This window comes from Streptomyces sp. NPDC091292 (assembly GCF_044757265.1).
GTDB lineage: Bacteria > Actinomycetota > Actinomycetes > Streptomycetales > Streptomycetaceae > Streptomyces.
The window spans coordinates 104,338-124,961 of sequence record NZ_JBIVUQ010000011.1; the positions used below are offsets into that span (position 1 = coordinate 104,338).

Consider the following 20,624-nt stretch of genomic DNA (forward strand, 5'->3'; position numbering starts at 1 on the left):
GTGGTGTACGCGCAGGGGTACGGGAGTGGCGCGCCCAGCGTTCAGCGGCACGGCGGAACACCCGGTTCACGCAACGCCCGGTTCACCCCACATGCACCCGAGGCCGCCGCGCCGGATCCGGCTCCGCGCGCCGCAGCACCTCACGCGCCACCGGCGCCACCTCGCCCTCGCCGAACACGAGGAACCTCAAGAAGTGGCTCACCGGATGGCCCTCGGTCCAGTTGAAGTAGACGTGCGGGACCTCGCCGGTGCGGTCGCGCAGTTGCAGCAGGATCGCGGCGATCGTGTTCGGTACGACGGCGCTGCCGACACGGAGACGGCGTACTCCGTGCTTCTCGTCGCCGTGCACGAACACGTCCTCCGTGAAGTCGGACGAGTCCTGGACGAAGACCTCCAGGAAGAGGACGGGCCCCCGTCGGGGGATATGCGTCTCCAGGCGCTGGCTGTGCTCCTTCGCGTGGTACTCCGCCCTGCTGTGCTCCTGCGGCTCGTTCGCGATGATCCGCAGCGGGCCCGCCCTCGCCACATGGTCGATCAGCCGGGCCGCGGTCTCGTCGAACGTGACGGAGTTGGTCCTCAGTTCGAACGCGCGGTGCAGCCGTGAGCTGAACGAGGTCACGAGGATCGCGAAGATGAACAGCCCGGCGATCTTGATGCCGTCGGGCCGCTCGATGACGTTCGTGACCAGGGTGTACGCGAACACGGCGGTGATGACACCGAATCCGACGGCGGCGCGCGGCTGGCCCCGCTGATGCGTGGCGACCGTCGACGCGAAGGATGCGGACAGCATCAGGACCAGTACACCAGTGGCGTACGCGCCGCTCTGGGCGTCGACATTCGCGTCGAAGTACAGCGTCACGCCGACCGCGATGGCCCCGAAGATGAACACGAGCGGACGCACGGCGCGGGTCCACTCGGGCGCCATGCCGTAGCGGGGCAGGAAGCGCGGTACGAGATTCAGCAGCCCCGCCAGCGCCGACGCACCGGCGAACCAGAGAATGGCGATCGTCGACACGTCGTACACCGTGCCGAACGCCTGTCCGAGGTATTCATGGGCGATGTATGCGAGCGCGCGCCCGTTCGCCGGGCCGCCCGCCTTGAACTCGCTCTGCGGGATGAGGATCGTCGTCGCCAGGCTCGACAGGAGCAGGAAGCAGCTCATGATCAGGGCGGCCGTGGTGAGCAGCTTGCGGGTGTCACGGATCCGCCCGACCGGCTTCTCGTACGTGTCCGCCGCACCGCCCCGCACCTGCGGCATCACCGCGACACCGGTCTCGAAGCCGGACATGCCGAGCGCCAGTTTCGGGAAGACGAGGAGCGCCACCCCGATCATCGCCAGCGGTGAGGAGTGCGAAGCGGACAGGGCCTGCGTCCAGTCGGTGATCTGTACGGGTTTCGTCAGGATCTGCCAGGCCGATGCGGCCAGGACGACCACGTTGAGCGTGAGATAGATGGCGACGAGGACCACCGCGACGCCGATCGCCTCGCGAAACCCCTTGAGGAACACGGCGGCCAGGGCGGCGATGAGCGCGAGCGTGAGCCAGGTGTTCTCACCGCTCAGCCAGTGCGGCGCGAAGGGGTTCTCGACCGCGTGCGCCGCCGCGTCGGCCGCCGAGAGCGTGATCGTGATCATGAAGTCGGTGGCGGCGAAGCCGAGCAGGACCAGGACGAAGATCTTCCCGGACCACCACGGAAGGAGCCGTTCCAGCATGGCGATCGAACCCTCGCCGTGCGGGCTCTCGCGCGCGACCCTGCGGTAGACGGGCAGTGCGCCCAACAGGGTGAGCCCGATCAGGACGAGCGTCGCGAGCGGCGACAGGAGCCCGGCGGCCAGCGCGGCGATACCGGGCTGGTAGCCGAGGGTGGAGAAGTAGTCCACGCCGGTGAGGCACGTGACGCGCCACCAGGCGTGGCCCTCGTGGTCGGCGGCGGGCGTGGCGTGCGGGCCCGGATGGCTGGCCGTCGTCGTGGTCAGACCTTCGAGCAGCCAGGAACGCAGCCGTCCGGTGACCCCCTGCGGGGTGTCCGGATCGTCGGCGGCGTGCGTGCCCGTCATGCGCACATCGTCGCCCGCCGGGCGGGCGGGGGCGACTCGCGTGCACCGACTCGCGTGCGGGGTCCGGCCGGTGACGGGCCGTCCGACGGCTACCCGTCAGCAACCCGTCAGCTCCCCTCCTCGGCCGCACCCTTCTCCGTGGTTTCCGTGGTTTCCGTGGTTTCGGTGGCGTCGGGCGCGTCGGAGTCGGGTCCCCGCGCGCGCACGCGATGGACGGCCTCCAGGGAGTCCCGCAGCTCCGACAGCCAGTCGTCCTCATGGCGCTGCACCAGCCGTACGCACCAGCCGAGCGCGTCGCTGCGGCTGCGCGCGACACCGGCCGCGACGAGGGTGTCCAGGACCTGGCGCTCGGACTGCCGGAGCCGGGTCATCACGGGCGCCGCGACATGGGTGAACAGGAAGCGCTCGGAGCCGCACTCCACGCCCCAGGACACCTTCCTGCGGAAGCGGTCCTCGGCCTCGCGCGCGACCGCGACGCGTTCGTCCCGGGTGCGCTCCCGGAACTCCTGGACGCGCCCTTCCACGGCGGCCCGCTTCTCGGCGTCCGACGCGCCGGCGGTGGTCCTGGGCTCGGGGACGCGGCCGATGACGGTGATCTCCTCGCGGTCGACCGTCACCTCCAGCAGGGTCTCGAAGAGATCGTCGGGCAGACGGCCGGCGAACCAGCCGCGAAGTTTCTCGTTCTGTTCCGCTGTAATCATGTAATTGACATTACTCCTATACGGGGTCGATGCAAGGGCTGATGGAGTGGAGGGCCGGCGCGGAGGCGGGGCCTTTCCCCGTCGGAACCGTCCTAGGCGGACCTGCTCGTCGTTTCACGCGATGGTGCGATCATGCGCCCGGTCGCGGATGCCCCGTTCGGCCCACGGGTAGGGCCCGGCCATGACGCAGCCGTTTGAACTCCCGCGGTTCTACATGCCGTACCCCGCGACCCTGAACCCGCATCTCGAAGAGGCCCGTGTCCACTCCCGCGAGTGGGCCCGTGACATGGGGATGCTGGAGGGCTCCGGCGTCTGGGAGCAGCGCGACCTCGACGCCCACGACTACGCCCTGCTGTGCTCGTACACGCATCCGGACTGCGACGGTCCGGCCCTGTCCCTGATCACCGACTGGTACGTGTGGGTGTTCTTCTTCGACGACCACTTCCTGGAGATCTTCAAGCGGAGCCAGGACCGCAAGGGCGGAAAGGAGTATCTGGACCGGCTGCCGCTGTTCATGCCGATGGATCTGTCGACGCCCGTGCCCGAGCCGACGAACCCGGTCGAGGCCGGACTGGCGGACCTCTGGGCACGTACGGTCCCCGCGATGTCCCAGGAGTGGCGGGAACGTTTCGCTGTGAGCACGGAAAACCTCCTCAACGAGTCGCTGTGGGAGCTGTCCAACATCAACGAAGGACGGGTGGCCAACCCCGTCGAGTACATCGAGATGCGGCGCAAGGTCGGCGGCGCGCCCTGGTCGGCGGGGCTCGTCGAATACGCGACGGCGGAGGTCCCGGCGGCCGTCGCGGGGACCCGGCCGCTGCGGGTGCTCATGGAGACGTTCTCGGACGCCGTGCACCTGCGCAACGACCTGTTCTCCTACCAGCGGGAGGTGGAGGAGGAGGGTGAGCTGAGCAATGGTGTGCTCGTCCTGGAGACCTTCTTCGACTGCACCACGCAGGAGGCCGCCGACGCGGTCAACGACATCCTCACCTCGCGCCTGCACCAGTTCGAGCACACGGCGCTCACCGAGACGCCAGCGATCTGCGTCGAGAAGGGGCTCGACCCGGCGCAGTGCGCGTCGGTGGCCGCCTATGTGAAGGGCCTTCAGGACTGGCAGTCCGGCGGTCACGAATGGCACATGCGGTCCAGTCGCTACATGAACGAAGGCGCCCTGAAGGAACGTTCCCCGCTCGGCGGCCCCACCGGCATCGGCACCGCGTCGACCGATGTCGCCGCCCTGTTCACCGCCGCTGCGGCGGAGCGCCTGCGCGCGCACACGCACGTACCGCATCAGCGGGTGGGCCCGTCGCTGCTGCCCGAGTTCGAACTGCCGTACAAGACCACGCTCAGCCCGCATCTGGCCACCGCGCGCGAGAGCCTGGTCGACTGGTCGCGCGAGATGGGGCTGCTCGGCGAGGGGCTGTGGGACGAGGCCGCCCTGCGCCGCTTCGACTTCGCGCTCTGCGCGGCGGGGCTGCACCCGGAGGCCTCTCAGGAAGACTTGGACCTGGAGTCGGCGTGGCTGACCTGGGGGACGTACGGGGACGACTGGTACCCGGCCGTGTACGGGCGCACTCGTGACCTGCTCGGCGCCAAGGCGTGCACCGAGCGCCTGAAGTCCCTGCTGCCCCTGGACGGAGCCGCGCCGGCGGGCCTTCCGTTGAACGCCCTGGAGCGTGGTCTCGCCGATCTGTGGACCCGCACGGCGGGCCCGATGGGCGCGGAGGCACGGCAGAAGTTCCGTACATCGGTGGAGGTCATGCTCGACGCGTGGATGTGGGAGCTGGGGAACACCGCGGCGCACCGCGTGCCCGACCCGGTCGACTACATCGAGATGCGCCGGGACACGTACGGCTCCGACCTGACGATGAGTCTCGCGCGCCTCTCCCATGGAAAGACGGTTCCCCCGGAGATCTACCGCAGCGGCCCGATGCGCTCCCTGGAGAACGCCGCCGCGGACTACGGCGGCCTGCTCAACGACCTGTTCTCCTACCAGAAGGAGATCGAGTTCGAGGGCGAGGTGCACAACGCCGTCCTGGTCGTACAGAACTTCTTCGGCTGCGACTACCCGACGGGCGTCGCGATCGTCCATGACCTGATGAACGCCCGGCTGCGCCAGTTCCAGCACGTCGCCGAGCACGAACTGCCCGTCCTGTACGACGATTTCGACCTCGGTGAGGACGCGCGGGAGGTCCTGGCCGGCTATGTGAAGGAGCTGGAGGACTGGATGGCCGCCATCCTCACCTGGCACCGCGAGTGTGGGCGCTATCAGGAGGAGAACCTGGTGCGTGGTGCTGGGGAGCCGTGGGCGTCAAGGGTGCCCGGGGTGACTGGTGTGACTGGTATGACCGGGACGCCCGGGGCGGCTGGGGTGTTCGGGCTGTCCGGGGTCGCGGGGGCGGCCGGGGTGGCCGGGGCGGCGCCCGCACTGCCGTTCGCCTGGCGCGCCCGGCCGGCCGGGGTTCCCGCCGAGACGGTGTCCATCGCGGCGCTCGGGTAGCCGGAACCGCACGGGTCCCGCCGGACGACATCGGTCCGTTTGGGAAGAGCTTGCGAGGAATGCGTATCTCGACGGCTGACTCATGATTATTTGTGGAAGCTTCCATCCGAAAGATCATCGATCACCATTTCGGATCTCTTGGAGGTTTCCATGAATCGCATCGGACGGACAAGTGCGCTGGCGGTCGCGGTCGTAGGACTGTGGGGCGCGGCGGCGTTACCGGCCGCCGCCGCGCAGAGCGCATCCGACGGCGTCGGGGAGTCCGTCGGGATCCTGGCGGATCCCCACTCGGTGCCCGTGATGTACGGCGGCGTCCAGCGCGGACTCGTCCAGTGGCAGCAGGACCCTGACGCGGCGTCGGGCCGCAAGGGCGACTCCATCCGGGTCTGCGACACCTACTCCGGGGACGGCCGCGGCGTGGAGGCCCGCCTCATCGTCAACGGGTCCGTCGACCGCATAGCCACGACGCAGGGGCACAACGCCCCCTACTGCAGCCCGTGGAAGTCCGGCGACCTCACCGAGGGCAAGGGCTACATCGCCAAGACGTACACCATGTCCAACAACGTCTTCACCTTCGCCGGGGACTTCCACGTCACCGCCTGACGTACGGGTTCCGGGGCGGCCGGGCCCGGCCGTTCTCGTCCGCTCCGGTGAACCGCAGCCCGTGCGCGCGCAGTGTGTCCCTGCGCCGTGCGGGCTCGTAGGCGCGGGTGAGGTTTCGGTGTGCGGGGGTGAGTTCGGGGGCGCTCGGTCATCTGACCGTCACTCGTTCGGGGACCGTGGTGAACAGGCGCGCCGGGTAGATCGTCTGCCGGAGGCGAGCCATGGAACAGACCGCGTTGCGTCCCAAGCCGATGCCCGGCACGTCCGGCAACGGTCCCACATCCGGCTCCGGGCGCCGACAGCATGCCGCCCGGCGGCGCGGGAGGCGGCTGATCGCCCTGCTTCTCGGGCTGCTGTTCGGCGTGGTCCTACTGCTGTCGGGCACCGGCCTCGGCACGGTCAGCGCCACCGTCATCGGCATGAGCAGACTCGCCGACCTTCAGAAGCAGGCGGGCGCCCAGCAGCCCGGCGCCCGAGATCCCGGTACGCCCGGCACTCCCGGCGCTCAGCGACCAGGACAGCCGACCGGTGCCGAACCGTCCCGGGGAGCCGCGAGTTCCGCCGCGGACATCAAGGCCGGTACGGGCGCGGCCCCTTCCACCGGCGCCCGCGCGACCCTCGGCGTGGAAGCCGTCGACGCCCCGGACGGCGCGGGCGCCCTGCTCGTGGGAATCCACGTACCGGGGCCCGGCCACGCGGCGGGCCTCGTACGGGGAGACGTCCTGGTGGCCTTCGGCGGGACCGCCGTCGGATCGGCGGCCGACCTGGCAGCCGCCGTCGCCGCCGCCCGCCCCGGCGCCGGCGTCTCGCTCAAGGTCCGGCACGAGAACGGCGTCCGTCAGGTGCTCTCCGCAATCCCGGGCTTCGTCACCTGAGACCGGTCACCCGAGGCTGTCCGGCGCGATCAATCCGCCACCCGGAAATGCGTGGTCAACCGGCGCTCGTCGTCGAGGACGTGGAAGGCGAACCCGGGCGGCGCCTCCCGGTCGGCGACATCCGCCCCCTCCCACGGCAGCCGCAACGTCCAGGTGACACCCGGGCCGACGACCAGCGGCAGCCCGGCGAAGACGGTCGATGCCGGGGTGTGCGCGTGGCCGGTCAGGACCCCGACGATCTCGGGCCGGCGCGCCAACAGGGCAGCCAGCGAACGGGGTTGGCGAAGCTGGTACGAGTCCGGAAGCGGGTGGTGCAGCGCCACCGGCGGGTGGTGGAACGCCAGCAGCACGGGCGCGTCCCCGTCGAGGCCGTCGAGGGTGTCCTCCAGCCAGGCGTGGGTCTCGCCGTCGAGCAGCCCGTCGTCGGAGCCCGGCACGCTGGAGTCCAGCATCAGGACGACGGCCCCGCCGATGCGGTGCGCGCTGTTCACCGGGCCGTCCGACGGTGCGGTGCGCAGCAGGGCCTTGCGGTAGGGGCCGCGGCTGTCGTGGTTGCCGGGGCAGGTCAGCACCGGGAAGGGCGAGTCCGGGTCGTGCAGCCCGAGGATCCGCGCCGCCTCCTCGTACTCCGCCTCCGTCCCGTGGTCCGCGATGTCGCCCGTGACCAGCAGGGCGTCCACCCGCCCCGGCAGCGCCCGCAGACGGCGCATCACCCGCTCCGCACGCTCCGTCGCGCGGTCGGTTCCGTCCAGGTGCAGGTCACTGATGTGCGCCAGTACCGGCATCGTCGTACGCCCCTCCCGTGTCCAGCGTCAAGGACCACGGGACCATCGGCAACGGGCCCCTGTTAACGGTCTGCTGAGATCTAACCATTACCCCTAACGCCCGAGCAACGCGCACCCATTAGATGCGGCGCGTGGGAGACGTACGGGCGAACGCCCGGAAAAACCGGTGGCCCCGCCAAGCCACCGCCCCCCACGATGACCGCATGCTGAGCACCCTCGCCGCCTTCCTCGGCGCCTGTCTGCTGATCGCCGCGTCCCCGGGACCGAGCACGGTGCTGATCATCAAACAGTCGCTGCGCAGCAGACGGTCGGGCTTCCTGACCGTCCTCGGCAACGAGAGCGGGGTCTTCGTCTGGGGTGTCGTCGCCGCGCTCGGGCTCACGGCGCTGCTCGCCGCCTCACAGATCGCCTACGACGTGCTGCGGATCGTGGGCGCCGTCGTGCTCGTCGTCTTCGGCGCCCAGGCCCTCTGGAACGCGCGCCGCGCCAAGGGCGCGTCGGCGGACGGCTGGGACGCGCCCGAGAAGTCCGCCTGGGCGAGCTACCGGGGCGGGCTCCTGCTCAACCTCGCCAACCCCAAGGCGGCGATCTTCGCCATGTCCTTCCTTCCTCAGTTCGTACCGGCGGGAGCGCCCCAACTCCCCACCATGGTCGGCCTCGCCGCCCTGTGGGCCGTCTTCGAGATCGGCTACTACGGCCTGTACGTGTGGTTCGTGAGCCGCCTCAAGAGCGTGCTGTCCCGTGCGGGGGTGCGGCGCCGGCTGGAGCAGGTGTCCGGGGGAGTGCTGCTCCTGCTGGGCGCCCGTCTGGCTCTGGAGGGCTGACCGGCGCCGGAGCCGCCTCGCGTCGGCCCCGGCCGCCGGGCAGGATGCCTTTCGTGGGCCGCGTCGGGCCCGAAGGGTTCGAGACCCCGCAAGACCCCATTGCTCCCCGCCCCCCCTGGCCCCCCCACCCCCCACCCCCGACCTCACAGACCCCCAGAGGGAGACCGCATGACCAGCACGCCCGAGCCCTTCACCGCGGACGACTACAAGGCCCGTATGGACCGGGCCGCGCGGACGGCCGCCGACGCCGGGCTCGCCGGACTGCTCGTCGCGCCGGGCCCCGATCTCGTCTGGCTCACCGGATATCAGCCCCCCGCCGCCACCGAGCGGCTGACCACCCTCGTCCTCGTCCCCGGGCAGGACCCCGTCCTCGTGGTGCCCGCGCTTGAGGCCCCGGACGCGGCGAAGGCGGCGGGCGCGCCCGCTCTCACCCTGCGCGACTGGACCGACGGCAAGGACCCCTACGCCGCCACCGCGTCCCTGCTCGACCCCAAGGGCCGCTTCGGTATCAGCGACAACGCCTGGGCCCTGCACCTGCTCCGTATCCACAGCACGCTCCCCGACACCTCCTACGTCTCCCTCACCGAAGCCCTGCCGATGCTCCGCGCCGTCAAGGACGCGGCCGAACTCGAACGTCTCGCGGCTGCCGGTGCCGCTGCTGACGCAACGTACGAGGAGATCAAGAAGGTTCCCTTCGCGGGCCGCAGGGAGACCGACGTGGCCGGCGACCTCGCCGATCTGCTGCGCCGGTTCGGGCATGCGCAGGTCGACTTCACCGTGGTCGGCTCCGGACCCAACGGTGCCAACCCGCACCACGAGGCGGGCGAACGCGTCATCGAGCGCGGCGACATGGTCGTCCTGGACTTCGGCGGCCTGATGCACGGATACGGCTCCGACACCTCCCGTACCGTCCACGTCGGAGAGGCCGGCGTCGCCGAGCAGCGGGTCCACGACATCGTCCGCGATGCCCAGGAAGCGGGCGTCCGCGCGGTACGGCCCGGAGTGGCCTGCCAGGAGGTCGACCGGGCGGCCCGCGCGGTCATCGACGACGCCGGCTACGGGGACTTCTTCATCCACCGGACCGGACACGGCATCGGCGTCACCACCCATGAACCGCCCTACATGATCGAGGGCGAGGAGCAGCCCCTGGTGCCGGGCATGTGTTTCTCCGTGGAACCCGGCATCTATCTGCCCGGCCGTTTCGGCGTACGGATCGAGGACATCGTGACCGTCACCGAGGACGGCGGCCGGCGGCTCAACGACACCGCGCGCGAGATGGCGATCGTGCACTGACCGGGCGTCGGACCCGCGCCCTTGGAAGCGAGCGATGCAGCGACCTCCCGTACCCGACCGTGACCGGCCACCCCCGGAGCCCGACTCAGGGGCCGAGGCCCGAACCGAACCCCGAACCGGAATCGGAGCCCCCGCCGAGGAGGCCGTACGCGAGATCGTGCGCGCCGCGCTCGCCGGCGCCGCCCTCGGTCAGGGTCCTGCTCCGGGTCCGGAACCGGCGTCCCTGCCCGCCCTGAGCCTCATCGACGAGGGCGGCGAGCACTTCTCCTGGTGGGTCGGTTCCCGGCACGTGCTGCGGCTGGCGCCCGACCGCGACGCCACCGTCCGGCAGCGCCGGGAGATCCGGCTCCGCGATCTCGTGCGCCCGTACATCGGTGTGCCGGTGCCCTCCCGGATCGCGTCCGGTACGTGGGGTCCCGGGCTCGGGTACACCCTGGACCAGCGGCTGTTCGGAGCGTCGGGCGAGGAGAGGCCCGTCTCGGTCGCCGGTGAGCCCGATCTCGCGGGACTTCTCTCCGGGCTGCGTTCCGTCCCCGTACGGGAGGCCGCCGCGCTCGGTGTGCCGCAGGCACCGCCGCGCTCCCTGGACCGGCTGCGGGCCGAGGCCGAACGGCCCGCCCGACTGCTCACCGCCGACGGCGAGTTCGACGCCGGACGGCTCACCCGCCTCACCGCGCACACCGCCGAACGGCTCACCCCGCGCGCGGGGGCGGTGGTCGTGCACCACGACCTCAAAGGCGAGCACTTGTTGGTGACCGGCGACGGGCGCGTGTGCGGCGTACTCGACTGGACGGACGCGGTCGTCGGCGACCCCGCCGAGGACATCGGCGGCCTCGCCCTCTCGGTGGGCGCGCCCGCCGCCGTGCGCGCGGCGACCCTGGCGGGGTCCGGGCCGCGCGAGTGTCTGCGCGGGCTGTGGCTCGCCCGCTGCGACACGGTGATCCGGCTCGCCGACCGCCTGTACGGCACGGACGACAGCCCGCTGCCGCTGCTACGGACACAGCTCCAGCGCGCGTGGGAGCCGATTCTGCTGGAGCGCCTGGGGGACGTGGAACCGGACGCACCGGATCCGAACGAAGCCTGAAGGTGACGGCTGACGGCGATGGCTGACGATGCGTCACAGTCCATGCGTTCAACAGGAGTTCGTCCATTCGTCATCGCCGTAGTGGACAACGATCCCCCAGGGTGACGGGTCTTCCGTGATATGGGCCGACGTCACGCGTGAGGAGACCGTCATGAGTACTGGCATGCGCACCCGGGGCCCGAGGCGCCGGCGCCTCCGACTGTCCGCCCGGACCGTCATGGTCGCCGCCGTGGCGACGGCCACCGCGCTGGTCACCTCCGCCGCCGGAGCCGCTCCCGCTCCCGCCCCCGAAGCCGACCACGGCTCAGGCTGGCGGATCAGCCGGGCGGGCGAGCTGTCCCCTGAGGCCGGTCTGACCGCCGTCACCACCGCGGGCGAGGACGCGGCCTGGGCCGTGGGGCAGCAGGGCTTCGCGGGCAGCGCCACCGGCACCGTCCTGAAGTGGAACGGCAGGTCCTGGACCGAGGACTCCGCGCCCGGCCTCCCGGAGGTCAAGTACTGGCACGCCGTGAGCGCCGTCTCCGCGCGCGACGTGTGGGCGTACGGCTGGGACGAGACCGAGGAGACCATGGCGCGCTACGACGGCCGTCAGTGGCGCCGTGTGGCCCTTCCCGAACTGCCCGGGGGCGCGCAGCACGGCTTCTCGGAACTCGCCGCCGTGCCGGGCCGCACCTGGTTCGCCGGTGGCCGCTGGATCAGCACCCACGCGCGGGGCACCTGGACGACGACCGACCTCGGTGTCGGCACGGTCGTCACGGACGTCTACGCGCGCTCCGCGCGGGACGCCTGGGCCGTGGGCGGGTTCGCGCTCGTCGGGCAGCCGTCGCGCCCGGTCGCCCTGCATTGGGACGGCGCCCGGTGGACCGACGTACCGCTGCCCTTCCCGGGGATCCGCCTCGCCGACGTGTACGCGGAGTCCGCCCGCAGCGTCTGGGTGAGCGGCTACACCTCACCCGTCGGCGAGGACGGCCTCCGGCCGAAGGTCCTGCACTGGGACGGCGCCACCTGGCGCGATGTGACCGGCCCGATCAAGGACATCTCCCCGGACGCCCTGAGCGGGGACGGCCGGGGCGGCGTCTGGTTCTCCGGCGACCCCGCGGGGTGGGAGGGGCCGCCGGTGTTCTGGCACTTCGCGCGCGACCGGTGGACCCGGACGGAAGGTGCGACCGTGTCGTACGAGCTGATCGAGCGCTCCCCGCGCTCATCGCGCTGATCCCGGCGGGAGACCGGGTCCGGCAGACCGGGCCTCTCGTGGCTCCGGCCCGGTCGCCCGCTCGACCCGGGCTCAGTCCTGGGGCTCCCGGGCGCGGAAGCGGTGCAGGACGTCGTACGGATACGGCAGCGGCCTCGCGCTCGCCTCCGTGAGCCGCCGCTCCTGCTCCGCCGTCAACTCCCAGCCCACCGCGCCGAGATTGTCTGTGAGCTGTTCCATGGTGCGCGCGCCGACGATCGGGGCGGTGACCCCGGGCTGCTGGAGCAGCCAGCGCAGCGCGACCTGGGCCGGGGTGCGGCCGGCCTCGTCGGCGACCGCGAACACGGTGTCGACGACCCGCCAGGTGTTCTCGTGGTCGCGGTCCCGCCACGTCTCACGGCCCTGCTGTTCCTGGGCGTGGGACTCGCGTGAACCGCTGGGCGCCGCCTCCATGCCCCGGCGGTACTTGCCGGAGAGCCAGCCGCCCTGGAGCGGGCTCCAGGGGATGACGCCGACGCCTTCCGCCTCGCTCAGCGGGAGGAGTTCCCACTCCACCTCGCGCGCGAGGAGGTTGTACAGCGGCTGAAGGCACACATAGGGCTCCCAGCCATGTGTCCGTGCCACGTCGAGTGACTTCTGCAGTTGTGACGCGGACACATTGCTCGCGCCGATGTAGCGCACCTTGCCCGCCTGGACGAGGGTGTTGAGCGCGCCCAGGGTTTCCTCGATCGGTGTGGGCGCGTCCCACACATGCGTCTGGTAGAGGTCGATGTAGTCGGTGCCCAGGCGGCGCAGGCTGGCCTCGACCGCCGACAGGATGTGCTTGCGGCTCAGGCCGCCTGCGTTCGGGGCGTCGCCCATCGTGCCGAACACCTTGGTGGCGATGACCAGTTCGTCCCGGCGCCGCCCCTTGAGCCAGCGGCCGAGCACTTCCTCGGACACGCCTTTGGTGTACACGTCGGCCGTGTCGATGAAGGTGCCGCCGGCCTCGGTGAACGCGTCGAGCATGCGGTGCGAGGTCGCCTCGTCCGCGCCCCCGTCCGCACCGAACGTCATGGCGCCCAGGCACAGCTCGCTGACCCGCAGTCCGGTGCCACCCAGATAACGCTGCTTCATGGTCCAGTCCTTTCGGATCGTCTTCGGGCACGCTAGGAGGTGAAGTGCGCTCGAAGGCAACCGATTTACGTGCCGCGCCGACGGACCCGCCGACCAGCCCGCCGACGGACCACCCACACCCGCAGACGGACCCCCTCACACCTGCCGAAGCACCGCACACGACTCGCCCGGCACCCGCAGCATGCCGTCCGCGCCGGGCGGCTCCACAGGCTCCCAGGCGGCGAGTACGCGCGCGGGGCGGGTGCCGAACGGGATCGCGGCCGTGTCCTTCGCCAGATTGACGACGACCCGGACGTCCCCGCGCCGGAAGGCGAGCCAGCGGGCGTCCGCGTCGTACGCGACCCGGACCGCCGCCAGATCCGGGTCCGAGAGATCGGCCTGCGACTGCCGCAGCGCGAGCAGATCCCGGTACCAGGCGAGCACGCGCGCGTGGTGGCCGTCCGAGGGCTCCGACCAGTCGAGACAGGACCGGTCGCGGGTGGCAGGGTCCTGCGGATCCGGTACGTCCTCCTCGGCCCACCCGTGCGCCGCGAACTCCCGGCGCCTGCCCCGCCGTACGGCCTCGGCCAGCGCGGGATCCGTGTGGTCGGTGAAGAACTGCCAGGGCGTGCCCGCCGCCCACTCCTCGCCCATGAACAGCATCGGCGTGAACGGGGCGGTCAGCGTCAGCGTCGCCGCACACGCCAGCAGCCCGGGGGACAGGGTCGCCGCGAGACGGTCCCCCTGTGCGCGGTTGCCGATCTGGTCGTGCGTCTGGGAGTAGCCGAGGAGCCGGTGCGCCGAGGTGCGCGTACGGTCCAGGGGCCGTCCGTGGCCGCGTCCCCGGAAGCTCGAATAGGTCCCGTCGTGGAAGAAGCCGCCGCTGAGCGTCTTGGCGAGGGCCGCGAAGGGTGCCTCGGCGAAGTCGCCGTAGTAGCCCTGCGACTCGCCCGTCAGGGCTGTGTGCAGGGCGTGGTGGAAGTCGTCGCTCCACTGCGCGTCCAGGCCCAGACCGCCCCTCTCGCGCGCGGTGATGAGCCGGGGGTCGTTGAGGTCCGACTCGCCGATCAGGAACAGCGGCCTGCCCAGGTCGCCCGCGAGCCGGTCGACCGCGTGCGACAGCTCTTCCAGGAAGTGGCACGCGCGCGTGTCGCGCAGCGCGTGCACGGCGTCGAGCCGCAGTCCGTCGAGCCGGTAGTCGCGCAGCCAGGCCAGCGCGCTGCCGACGAGATACGCGCGCACCTCGTCCGAGCCGGGCGCGTCCAGGTTCACGGCGGCGCCCCACGGCGTCTGGTGCGTCTCGGTGAAGTACGGCCCGAAGGCGGGCAGATGGTTGCCCGAGGGGCCCAGGTGGTTGTGTACGACGTCCAGGACGACGCCGAGCCCCAGGGCGTGGGCGCGGTCCACGAACCGCTTCAGCGCCTCGGGGCCGCCGTACGGCTCGTGCACCGCCCACAGCGACACCCCCTCGTACCCCCATCCGTGGCGGCCGGGGAACGGGCAGACCGGCATCAGCTCCACATGGGTGACGCCGAGGCCCGCCAGATGCTCCAGACGTTCGGCCGCCGCGTCGAAGGTGCCCGCGCGCGTGAAGGTGCCCACGTGCAGCTCGTACAGGACGGCGCCCGGCAGCCCGCGCCCCGCCCACTCCGTACGCCAGATGTGGCGTCCGTGGTCGACGACGGCGCTGAGGCCGTCGGGGCCGTCCGGCTGGCGGCGGGAGCGGGGGTCGGGCAGGACGGGCCCGTCGCCCGCGCCCTCGGCCGCGTTGCCGAGGGAGTACCCGTAGCGCGCCCCGTCGTCGGCCTCCGCCTCGGTCGACCACCACCCCGGGCGGTCGTCGTCGCGCTCCAGCGCGCGCGTGGTGCCCTCCAGGTGGAGTGCGACGCGGTCGGCCTCTGGTGCCCACACCTCGAACTGCACGGACGGTATCCCCTCGTCTCCCGACAGTGACTCCTGTCCATGGTGGGGCACGCGTGCGTCAGACGAGATTGATTCGCTTCTCCGTCACGGGATATCCGGCGCGGGTGAAGTTCGCCGCCATCGGAACGTTTCCGTCGTCGGTGGCCCCCGCGATGAACTCGGCGCCCTGCTCGACCAGGAAGTGCGTCGCCTCCACGAGCAGGTCGTACGCGTATCCGTGGCCGCGCTGCTCCGGTACGACGCCGATGAAGCCGATGCAGGGTCCGCCCGGGTTGTGCGCGGGGACCTCGATGCCGACGAGTTCACCCTCCGGGGTGTACGCCAGCCGCAGCCACGCGCGCGGGGACGGGCACCAGTGGAAGAAGTCCAGCTCCTCCTGGGCGGCGGCCTCCAGCCCCGACGCGGCGGTGGTGGCCAGGGCGTGCGCGTCCAGCGTCGCCGAGTGGACCCGCTTCAGCACCTCCAGGACCACGGCGTCGTCCGGCTCGGGGCGGAAGACGAGCCGCCCCGGGCGCTCGGGCAGCCCCCGGTCCGGGGTCCAGCGGTACCGCATGCGCTCCACGAGGAACGTCATGCCCGCCCGTTCCGCGGCCCGGATCCGCGCCTCGCCCGCCTCCCGCGCCTCGGGCCGCTCACGCCAGTCGGCGGGCAGGATCAGCTCGTACTCGACGTCGTAGGGGGCCCGGCGGAGCAGTTCCACCGCGGCGTCCTCCTCGCCGTCCGCGAAGTCGAACCAGTTCAGGTTCACGGGCTTGTCGTCGTCGGCGCCGCCCCACCACGCGGCCCGTGCGACCACGCGGCCCTCGCGCATCGCCACCCAGGTCCACTCGGGGCGGTAGTCGCCGCCCTGGGTCACGGTGCGGTAGTCGGTGCCGGTGACGGCCCGGCCGACGAGACCAGGGTCGTCGAGCGTGTGGAACAGCTCGGCGTCGGACTCGGTGAGCGCGCGGACGGCCAGTGAAGACAAAGTGATGGTGTTCCCCTCGGGGGTGTCGGTACGCGAGCGCCACGTCGGCGCCGTGGCCGGGTGACGGTAACAGCGGGGCCGCCCGTGCCCCCACCGATTTTCTGGACACCCGGCGCGCGCTGTCCGACAATCGCGGACGTGACCTCACCCGAGTTCTCCACGTACCCCGCTCGGCGGCTGTCCGACGCCGAACGCGACCGGGCGTTACGGATGCTCAGGGAGGGCGTCGCCGAGGGCAGGCTGTCGCACGACACGTACGTACGGCGCATGGAGCTGGTGTTCGCCGCCCGCCGCGCCGACGAACTCGCCGTCCTCACCGCCGATCTGCAGACCGAGGGCCGCTGGGCACGGGCCGTGTTCGGCACGGTCGAGGCGGTCTCCGGGTTCACGGTCCGGCTGCGCCGCGCCTGGCAGGCGGAGCGGCTGCCGAAACTGCTGCTGCCGACGCTCATGGGCGCCTACCCGCTGCGGATAGGCCGTGACCCGGCGAACGGCCTCTGCCTCAGCCACGAGACGGTGTCCCGCGTCCACGCCGAACTGACCCGCCAGGGCGGCCTCTGGGTCCTCCGCGACCTCGGCTCCACCAACGGCACATCGGTCAACGGCCGCCGTGTCATCGGAGCGGTCATAGTCCAGTCCGGCGACCAGGTCAGCTTCGGCCACCTGATGTTCCGCCTCTCCGGGAGCTGAGCGGCGAACTCAGGCGCACGCGCGCGTGGCCATGCGAAACCCTTCCGCGCACGCGTGCGTGGCCATGCGCCGGGCCCTACCGCCCCACCCCGCGCGCGTGGCGGGCCGCCGCCAGGACCGTGCGGGTCTGGTGTTCGACCTGGTGTTCCAGGGGGACCCAGCGGGCCCGGAAGTGGGTGGCGAAGGAGGTGCACCAGTCGGTGACCAGGGCCTCCAGGCGGGGGGCCGCCGCGTCGTCCAGGTCGTCGAGTACGCGGAGCAGCATCGCGGCGGCCCGCAGCGGCAGGCGCCGGCCGAAGGCGTCGATGCTGCCGACGAAGGCCACCGTCGTCTCCGGCGGCGGTGGTTGGATCCAGTCGTCCGCCAGGCCCGGGACCAGGGCCAGGGCCCAGCGGGTGGCGCGGAGCAGTGCGCCGTCCGCGCGCGGGAGGCGGGGGGTGACCTCCCTGAGGATCTCCTCCACGCGGTGCGTGTCCTGGCGCAGGCGCAGCGACAGGCGGCGCATCTCCTCGGCCGGTGCGGGATGCGGTGCCGGGTCGTCCACGATGTCGCTCGCCCACATCGGCACCTCGACGATCGCGGTCAGCCCGCCGTACTGGTGCGCGTAGTGCCAGGTGCTCTGCCGGGCGTCGTCGGGCATGCTCGGGAACGCCGCGTGCGAACCCGGCGCAGGCATCACATGGACACCGGGGCCCGAGGCCGGCCAGCCCGCCGCGTCCGACGCGCCCGTCTCCACCGGGATGTGCAGCTCCGCCGCCGACTTGGCGAAAGGTTCCGCCAGACCGGGCACGTCCTTCGTCAACTGCACCCAGCTGCCCCCGAGATCGGTGCCGTGCAGGGACACCTGGAGGTACGGCCGTACGTCGTCGATGACCGACGTCAACGCGCGCGTCTCGGGCGGCAGCCGGTCGGGCGGCAGCACCGAGGGCGACCACTCGGGCTGTTCGGGTCCCGCCGGGCGGAAGAAGTGCCGGTGGTAGTCGAGCAGGGTGCGGGGCGCCGGGGTGCGGTGCAGATGGGCGCCGTCCGGATCGGCGCACAGCAGGAAGTGCCAGGACGTCCGCTCGCGCAACACCGGTTCGTGCAGGGTCCGTTCGGCCAGGTGCAGCACCGTGGAGCCGCCGGTGGGCTCATTGGCGTGGGCGCCCGCGACGACCAGGACGGCGGCGGGCGCGTGACCGACGGACAGAAGGTGGAGGGGGCGCCCCGCGCGTGAGGTGCCGATCTGTCTCAGCCTGCTGAGACCGGGGTGGAGGGCCGTCAACGTCCGGGCGGCCGACACCAGTTCCGTCACTGTGGGGTAGCGCTGCTCCGTCAGGTGACTCACCCCCGTCTGGCCCGCCCGGCGTCGCAATCCGCAGTACTCCACGGACGGCGGCACCTGTCAAGGAGTTGCCCCCGTGTGCCCCGGAGGCAAGAGAGGCGGAGGGGGACGTACCGGTGGCCGCCCGACCGGGCCGCCGTGAGGAGCCGCAGGCAGCGGGCGGGGCGCGGCCCCGGCCCGCGAGTGCGTCCCCGGTCCGCGGGCCGTTCCCACGGGCCCTTTATTCACCCGTACGAGGGGCGCGCCGCAGCAGGGCGACGGGTTGCTCGGCGAAGAGGTCCGCGACCCGCACGCTCCCCGTGAACTCCCGCCCCGGCGTGAGCACATCACCCCAGACCCCCTCCGGCAGCGCGAGTACGGTCCCGCCCCAGCCGCCCGACTCCTCCAGACGCAGCGAGAGGCGCGTGACGGCCGCCAGGACGCTCCCGGAGCGCACCTGGGCCACACAGTGCCCGGCGGCCGTCCCGGAGGCGTACAGCGGCTCGTACGCCGCCGCGTCACCGAACACCTCGGGCCACTCCCGGCGCAGCTCCAGCGCTGCCGTCGTCAGGGCCGCCTTCTCGGCCGACAGATCACGGCGCCCCGAGCCCTCACGGGCCTCCGTCAGAAGCTCCGGCACGAACCGCGCGGGCCGCCGGTTGTCGGGGTCGACCAGCGCGCGGTACTCACGCTCCGTGCCCTGGTACAGATCCGGCACCCCCGGCATCGTCAGATGCAGCAGCGCGGCCCCCAGCACGGCCGCCCGCACATGGGGCGCGAGGGCGGACGCGAACTCGGCGACGGTGTAGAGCGGGGGCCCGGCCGGCCCGGCCTCCACGTACTGCGCCACGAGCCGCTCGTACGCCGGGTCCTGCTCCGTCCACGACGTGTGCAGCCCCGCCTCCCGCACCTGCTTCAGCAGCGCCTCGTCCAGCCGTTCGCGGGAGGGGAACCCGAAGGCGACGGCGGTCTGCCACACCGCCCACACCGTCTGCGGATCCGGCGCCCGCACCCCCGCGAGCCCTGCCGTCCGCGCGGTGACGTCCGCCAGGAGGGCCGCCCAGCGCCCGGGACACTGCGTGAGCACGGCGATCCCGGCCCGCAGATCCGCGCTCCGCTTCGTGTCGTGCGTCGACAGGACCGTGCCGGTGAGCGGCCAGTCGCGCTGCACGCGCGCGCAGAAGGCGTGGAAGTCCTCCGGTGTCACCGCAGGGCTGCCCGGGTCGCCGCCGACCTCCGTGGCCGACAGGAGCGGCGTGTAGCGGTAGAACGCCGTGTCCTCGACGGCCTTGGCGTGCAGCGCCGACGCGGTCTGCGCGAACCGCGCGCGGAACGCGTCCTGTTCGGCGCCGTGCCCGTACCCGCCGGTCAGGAAGGACCGGACGACGTCGACGGCCGCCGCCTCGTCGGGCACCGTGAACGCGCCCTTCGCCTCCCGCACGGCCCCCTCGCTCAGCAGTCGCGCGGCATCCCCGGTGCTGTACGGCCGGTACACCGGTAGACGCACCATCAGCTCCCGGATCGCGGTGCGCAGGGCCCACGGCGCGTGGTCGCGCAGCGCCGGGTCGGCCGCGCACAGGCGGTGGCACGCGCGCGTGAGGCGGTCCACCTCGGCGGCCAGTTCATGCGTGACGACCTTGTACGACGCCCTGCGTACCGTCGCCTCCCACTGGCCGCCCCGGTCGGCGGGCGCCCCGGTGAAACGCCGGTACTGGCCCAGGAGTTCCCCCGCCCCCGCCGGATCCGTGAACAGCCCGTCGATCTGCCGCAGCGCGTCATAGCCCGTCGTCCCGGCGACCGGCCACGACGCGGGCAGCCGCTCGCCGTCCATGAGGATCTTCTCGACCACCGTCCAGCACCCGCCGCTCGCCTCGTGCAGCCGCTGGAGATACCCGCCCGGATCCGCGAGGCCGTCCGGATGGTCGATCCGCAGCCCGTCCACGACACCGTCCCGCACCAGCTCGACGATCTTCGCGTGCGTCGCGTCGAACACCTCCGGATCCTCGACACGGACCGCGATCAGCTCCGAAATCGTGAAGAAGCGCCGGTAGTTCAGCTCGGTCCTGGCCAGCCGCCACCAGCCGAGCCGGTACCACTGGGCGTCCAGGAGCGCCGGCAGCGGCAGGTCCTGGGTGCCCTTCCGCAGCGGAAACGTGTGCTCGTGGTACCGCAGGACGTCCCCGTCGACCCGCAGCTCAGACAACTCCTCCCCGACGCGCTGCCCCAGCACCGGCAGCAGCACCTGTCCACCGCCCGCCTCCCAGTCGATGTCGAACCAGCGCGCGCAGGGCGATCCGGGTCCTTCGCGCAGGGTCTCCCACAGCGGCCGGTTCAGCCGGGGCACCGCCGCCATGTGGTTCGGCACGAGGTCCACGACCAGACCGAGGCCGTGCGCCCGCGCCGCGCGCGCCAGCGACCGCAGCCCCTCCTCACCGCCCAGCTCGCCGCGTACGCGCGCGTGGTCGACGACGTCGTAGCCGTGCGTGGAGCCCGGCACCGCTTCGAGCACCGGCGACAGATGCAGATGCGACACGCCGAGCGCGGCCAGGTAGGGCACGGCCGCCTCGGCCGCGGCGAACGGGAACGCGGGCTGGAGCTGAAGCCGGTAGGTCGCGGTGGGCGGTACGGGGAGCACGGGCTCGGCGGGCGCAGACGTCATGCGAACGTACGTACCCGCATGGGCGCGATTCGTCTCATCGGGTGGGCAGGCGGCGTAGGCCATCGGTGGGACGG

Annotated in this window: 16 protein-coding genes; 8 read left to right on the top strand and 8 right to left on the bottom strand. The window is 72.1% G+C overall.

Features of this window, described 5'->3' with window-relative positions; all coding sequences use genetic code 11:
* Positions 1-82 precede the first annotated feature (82 nt).
* Together ACIQNU_RS26990 and ACIQNU_RS26995 are read right to left on the bottom strand one after the other, a co-directional pair.
* Positions 83-2,056 (bottom strand): amino acid transporter, encoded by a 1,974-nt coding sequence (locus ACIQNU_RS26990; RefSeq protein ID WP_401371350.1) that lies wholly within the window; start codon positions 2,054-2,056, stop codon positions 83-85.
* 107 nt (positions 2,057-2,163) lie between these two features.
* Positions 2,164-2,757: a hypothetical protein gene (locus ACIQNU_RS26995; protein ID WP_401371353.1), complete on the bottom strand. Its 594-nt coding sequence runs from the start codon at positions 2,755-2,757 to the stop codon at positions 2,164-2,166.
* A 181-nt stretch (positions 2,758-2,938) separates the two neighbouring features.
* Between ACIQNU_RS26995 and ACIQNU_RS27000 the strand changes: the two genes are divergently transcribed.
* The 3 genes from ACIQNU_RS27000 to ACIQNU_RS27010 all read left to right on the top strand — a co-directional run bounded on the left by ACIQNU_RS27000 (position 2,939) and on the right by ACIQNU_RS27010 (position 6,735).
* Positions 2,939-5,257, top strand: coding sequence for a germacradienol/geosmin synthase (locus ACIQNU_RS27000; protein WP_401371355.1), 2,319 nt, complete (start codon positions 2,939-2,941; stop codon positions 5,255-5,257).
* A gap of 150 nt (positions 5,258-5,407) precedes the next feature.
* Positions 5,408-5,860 (top strand): hypothetical protein, encoded by a 453-nt coding sequence (locus ACIQNU_RS27005; RefSeq protein WP_401371358.1) that lies wholly within the window; start codon positions 5,408-5,410, stop codon positions 5,858-5,860.
* A 221-nt stretch (positions 5,861-6,081) separates the two neighbouring features.
* Positions 6,082-6,735 carry a PDZ domain-containing protein gene (locus ACIQNU_RS27010; RefSeq protein ID WP_401371361.1) on the top strand — a complete coding sequence of 218 codons (654 nt, stop codon included), beginning with the start codon at positions 6,082-6,084 and terminating at the stop codon, positions 6,733-6,735.
* Positions 6,736-6,764: 29 nt separating this feature from the next.
* On the opposite strand, the gene ACIQNU_RS27015 is transcribed toward ACIQNU_RS27010, so the two are convergent.
* Positions 6,765-7,520, bottom strand: a complete 756-nt coding sequence (locus ACIQNU_RS27015) for a metallophosphoesterase (RefSeq protein ID WP_401371363.1) — start codon at positions 7,518-7,520, stop codon at positions 6,765-6,767.
* A 203-nt stretch (positions 7,521-7,723) separates the two neighbouring features.
* Here ACIQNU_RS27015 and ACIQNU_RS27020 point away from each other — a divergent pair, with 203 nt between their 5' ends.
* The 4 genes from ACIQNU_RS27020 to ACIQNU_RS27035 all read left to right on the top strand — a co-directional run bounded on the left by ACIQNU_RS27020 (position 7,724) and on the right by ACIQNU_RS27035 (position 11,934).
* Positions 7,724-8,344, top strand: coding sequence for a LysE family translocator (locus ACIQNU_RS27020; protein ID WP_401371366.1), 621 nt, complete (start codon positions 7,724-7,726; stop codon positions 8,342-8,344).
* Positions 8,345-8,512: 168 nt separating this feature from the next.
* Positions 8,513-9,637: an aminopeptidase P family protein gene (locus ACIQNU_RS27025; RefSeq protein WP_401371368.1), complete on the top strand. Its 1,125-nt coding sequence runs from the start codon at positions 8,513-8,515 to the stop codon at positions 9,635-9,637.
* A 34-nt stretch (positions 9,638-9,671) separates the two neighbouring features.
* Positions 9,672-10,721 carry a phosphotransferase family protein gene (locus tag ACIQNU_RS27030; protein WP_401371371.1) on the top strand — a complete coding sequence of 350 codons (1,050 nt, stop codon included), beginning with the start codon at positions 9,672-9,674 and terminating at the stop codon, positions 10,719-10,721.
* 151 nt (positions 10,722-10,872) lie between these two features.
* Positions 10,873-11,934: a hypothetical protein gene (locus tag ACIQNU_RS27035; RefSeq protein ID WP_401371374.1), complete on the top strand. Its 1,062-nt coding sequence runs from the start codon at positions 10,873-10,875 to the stop codon at positions 11,932-11,934.
* A 72-nt stretch (positions 11,935-12,006) separates the two neighbouring features.
* On the opposite strand, the gene ACIQNU_RS27040 is transcribed toward ACIQNU_RS27035, so the two are convergent.
* The 3 genes from ACIQNU_RS27040 to ACIQNU_RS27050 form a co-directional block, all read right to left on the bottom strand.
* Complete coding sequence (locus ACIQNU_RS27040; protein ID WP_401371376.1) at positions 12,007-13,029, bottom strand: aldo/keto reductase; 1,023 nt, start codon at positions 13,027-13,029, stop codon at positions 12,007-12,009.
* Between the two features lie 135 nt (positions 13,030-13,164).
* Entirely contained in the window at positions 13,165-14,931 is a 1,767-nt protein-coding gene (gene treZ, locus ACIQNU_RS27045; RefSeq protein WP_401371379.1) for a malto-oligosyltrehalose trehalohydrolase, read from the bottom strand.
* Positions 14,932-14,989: 58 nt separating this feature from the next.
* The gene (locus ACIQNU_RS27050; RefSeq protein ID WP_401371382.1) at positions 14,990-15,898 is read right to left on the bottom strand and encodes a GNAT family N-acetyltransferase; all 909 of its coding nucleotides are present in this window, start codon (positions 15,896-15,898) and stop codon (positions 14,990-14,992) included.
* Between the two features lie 138 nt (positions 15,899-16,036).
* On the opposite strand from ACIQNU_RS27050, the gene ACIQNU_RS27055 reads away from it, so the two are divergent.
* Positions 16,037-16,588 carry an FHA domain-containing protein gene (locus tag ACIQNU_RS27055; RefSeq protein WP_401371385.1) on the top strand — a complete coding sequence of 184 codons (552 nt, stop codon included), beginning with the start codon at positions 16,037-16,039 and terminating at the stop codon, positions 16,586-16,588.
* Positions 16,589-16,664: 76 nt separating this feature from the next.
* Here ACIQNU_RS27055 and ACIQNU_RS27060 read toward each other — a convergent pair whose 3' ends face one another.
* The gene (locus tag ACIQNU_RS27060) at positions 16,665-17,915 is read right to left on the bottom strand and encodes a M14 family zinc carboxypeptidase (protein WP_401371388.1); all 1,251 of its coding nucleotides are present in this window, start codon (positions 17,913-17,915) and stop codon (positions 16,665-16,667) included.
* 217 nt (positions 17,916-18,132) lie between these two features.
* A complete protein-coding gene (gene treY / locus ACIQNU_RS27065; protein ID WP_401371390.1) occupies positions 18,133-20,550 on the bottom strand; it encodes a malto-oligosyltrehalose synthase in 2,418 nt (805 codons plus the stop codon).
* Positions 20,551-20,624 lie beyond the last annotated feature (74 nt).